Below are 2762 nucleotides of genomic sequence, written 5' to 3'. Positions count from 1 at the left end.
CTCCGAGACCGCTGTCGACCCCACCATGCGCAGGGCCGCCGTACCCGTGGTCGCTGCCGCCGCTCCGCCCGGACCTGGGGCCCCCGATGGCCGACGCCAACGCCACCACGCCGCCTGCCAGCACCAGAAACGCCACGAGAATGAACGCAGTCCTGAACATCTCCCCCGCCTTCCTCCACGCACCCGGCTCACCGGGCGCGCCCGGTACCTAGTGCCCGTTCATGCCGTCGACCGAGATCCGCGTCGACGCGGCGGCCGGCGCGTCCGTCACGCCCGTCACCGGCGGCGCCGCCCGCTCCTCCGGCCCGCGCCGCCCCGGCCGGTACGCGGACCGCTCGGCCCGGGACATCAGCCAGGCCGCCGGCGCAGCCGCCGCGACCAGCGCCACACACACCAGAAACGCTTCCATCAGATCTCTCCTCCCCCAGCGGCGGGCGCCCACCACTGCCCCGGCGATCGCCCCCCGTGGCCGACCGCCGCACTGCCCACAGCATCCCCGCCCCACGCCCGGCCGAAAGCACAGTTGAGGAAGACCAGAGCTTTCGCGAGGATGACCGCCATGGGACGCCCACTGCTGAACCGCCGCCTCGCCGAGTTCGGAACGACGATCTTCGCCGAGATGTCCGCCCTCGCCCAGCGCACCGGCGCGATCAACCTCGGCCAGGGCTTTCCCGACACCGACGGCCCCGAGGAGGTCCGCGAAGCCGCCGTCCGCGCCCTGCGCGACGGCCGCGGCAACCAGTACCCGCCGGGCCCCGGCGTCCCCGAACTCCGCCAGGCCGTCGCCGACCACCAGCAGCGCTTCCACGGCCTGTCCCACGACCCCGACACCGAGGTCCTGATCACCGCCGGCGCCACCGAGGCCATCGCCGCCACCCTCCTCGCCCTCCTCGAACCGGGCGACGAGGTCATCGCGCTGGAGCCGTACTACGACTCGTACGCCGCCGGCATCGCCATGGCCGGCGGCCTCCGCGTGCCCGTCACGCTGCGCCCGTACGAGGGGCGCTTCCGTCTCGACCTCGACGAACTGCGCGCCGCCGTCACGCCCCGCACCCGCCTCATCCTCCTCAACACCCCGCACAACCCGACCGGCACCGTCCTCACCCCCGAGGAACTGGCGGCCGTCGCCGAACTCGCATGCGAGCGCGAACTGTTGGTGGTCACCGACGAGGTCTACGAGCACCTCGTCTTCGAAGGCGACCACCTCCCCCTGGCCACCTTCGCCAGCCGCCACCCCGACCTCCGCGACCGAGTCGTCACCATTTCGAGCGCCGGGAAGACGTTTTCCTACACAGGCTGGAAGGTCGGCTGGGTCACCGCCGCGCCGGCGCTGATCAGCGCCGTCCGGTCCGCCAAGCAGTACCTCACCTACGTCTCCGCCGGCCCCTTCCAGTACGCCGTAGCCGAAGCCCTGCGCCTGCCCGACACCTACTTCACCGACCTCCGCGCCGACCTGCGGCAGAAGCGCGACATCCTCGCCGACGGCCTGCGCGCCGCCGGCTTCGAGGTCTACCAGCCGGCCGGCACGTACTTCATCACCACCGACATCGCCCCGCTCGGCGAGAAGGACGCCTACGACTTCTGCCGCGCCCTCCCCGAACGCTGCGGCGTCGTGGCCGTCCCCAACTCCGTCTTCTACGACAACCCCGACACCGCCCGCACCCACGTCCGCTTCGCCTTCTGCAAGCGCGCCGAGGTACTGACGGAGGCCGCAACCCGCCTCCGCACCACCTTCACCCACTGACAGCCCGGCGTCGGCGTCGGTGGCGCGATCCGGACACGTACCCGTCCGCCGCGTCGGCGGCTACTCGGTGTCCTTCGGATGCCGCGGCGAGGCGTACACGAGGATCACGGTCGAGGTCTCCGGGCTGACCAGGTAGCGGACCCTGCCGCCGCTGGTGACCTCGTACTCCCACTGCTCAAGTGCGGAGCCCTTCCATTCCCTGGTAGCGAGCCGACCTCGGAGCTGATGCTGACGGTTCCAGTTGGATCGCGATAACGGGTCCTCGCGAAGGGCCTCCAGACAGCGATGCGCGCTCGGCAAGGCGACCCGGCACAGCTCCTCCCAGCCGTTCGCAGCCTCGGTCGTCCCATGGACGACGTTCCAGCCACTCAGCGGGGGGACACTGACCCGGTCGCCCTTCTTCGGGCTCACTCGTGGACCTCGACGGGACCGAGGTTCGCGTTGCCGAGCGGGCGGAGCGCGTCCCTGAGCTGGTCAGGGTCCGCGTTGATGCGGGCAGTCGCCCGCCACGAGACGATCGCTCGATGCACCGCGTCCCTCGCTCCGAGCTCGGCCGCGTCCGACAGCGCGTCCAGCAGCTCGACAGTGAACTCCCGAACTTCTTCGGCGTTCAGGTGACGCACCCACGGGAACACCTCGGGCAGCGCGAGCAGGAGCGACTTGGCGCCGTCGTTCTGCTTCATCAGCGCGAGGAACAGCCGGGAGGCGGTGGTCAGGTTCTCCTCGGTGCGGTCGGCGTGTACGGCCGTCGTCAGAACCATGTCAGGAGCATCCCGGTGCGTCACACGGAGGCATCCGAGAGCGGCGGCCCTCGCCGCCACAGCCTTCGGGTTTCGCGACAGATCGGTGAACGAGACGGATTCCGAGTCCGAGGGCGAGTACACGGTAGCCATACTCAGACTGTACTCTGATCGTGGTCTGATTTCCAGGCCTCGGGACTCCCTCCCGGACACGCTCGCAAGGGTGGAGCCCTTCCGGACGTGGTCGGGAAAGGGGTGGTGTTGGGGGTGTACAGGGG

General features: G+C 70.7%; 4 protein-coding genes. 1 reads left to right on the top strand and 3 read right to left on the bottom strand.

The features are described from left to right. Positions 1-208: 208 nt before the first annotated feature. Positions 209-409, bottom strand: a complete 201-nt coding sequence (locus FNX44_RS25765) for a hypothetical protein (protein WP_153507739.1) — start codon at positions 407-409, stop codon at positions 209-211. Between the two features lie 141 nt (positions 410-550). Here FNX44_RS25765 and FNX44_RS25760 point away from each other — a divergent pair, with 141 nt between their 5' ends. Further along, positions 551-1744: a pyridoxal phosphate-dependent aminotransferase gene (locus tag FNX44_RS25760; RefSeq protein WP_143651384.1), complete on the top strand. Its 1194-nt coding sequence runs from the start codon at positions 551-553 to the stop codon at positions 1742-1744. Positions 1745-1804: 60 nt separating this feature from the next. Here FNX44_RS25760 and FNX44_RS25755 read toward each other — a convergent pair whose 3' ends face one another. Both FNX44_RS25755 and FNX44_RS25750 read right to left on the bottom strand, forming a co-directional pair. Continuing rightward, a complete protein-coding gene (locus FNX44_RS25755) occupies positions 1805-2155 on the bottom strand; it encodes a hypothetical protein (protein WP_143651383.1) in 351 nt (116 codons plus the stop codon). After that, positions 2152-2505 carry a prevent-host-death family protein gene (locus tag FNX44_RS25750; protein ID WP_173019289.1) on the bottom strand — a complete coding sequence of 118 codons (354 nt, stop codon included), beginning with the start codon at positions 2503-2505 and terminating at the stop codon, positions 2152-2154. The genes FNX44_RS25755 and FNX44_RS25750 overlap by 4 nt, the downstream gene beginning before the upstream one ends. Between the last annotated feature and the right edge of the window lie 257 nt (positions 2506-2762).

Source organism: Streptomyces alkaliterrae, from assembly GCF_007097205.2.
GTDB lineage: Bacteria > Actinomycetota > Actinomycetes > Streptomycetales > Streptomycetaceae > Streptomyces > Streptomyces alkaliterrae.
This window is presented reverse-complemented; position numbering and strand designations above follow the sequence as displayed.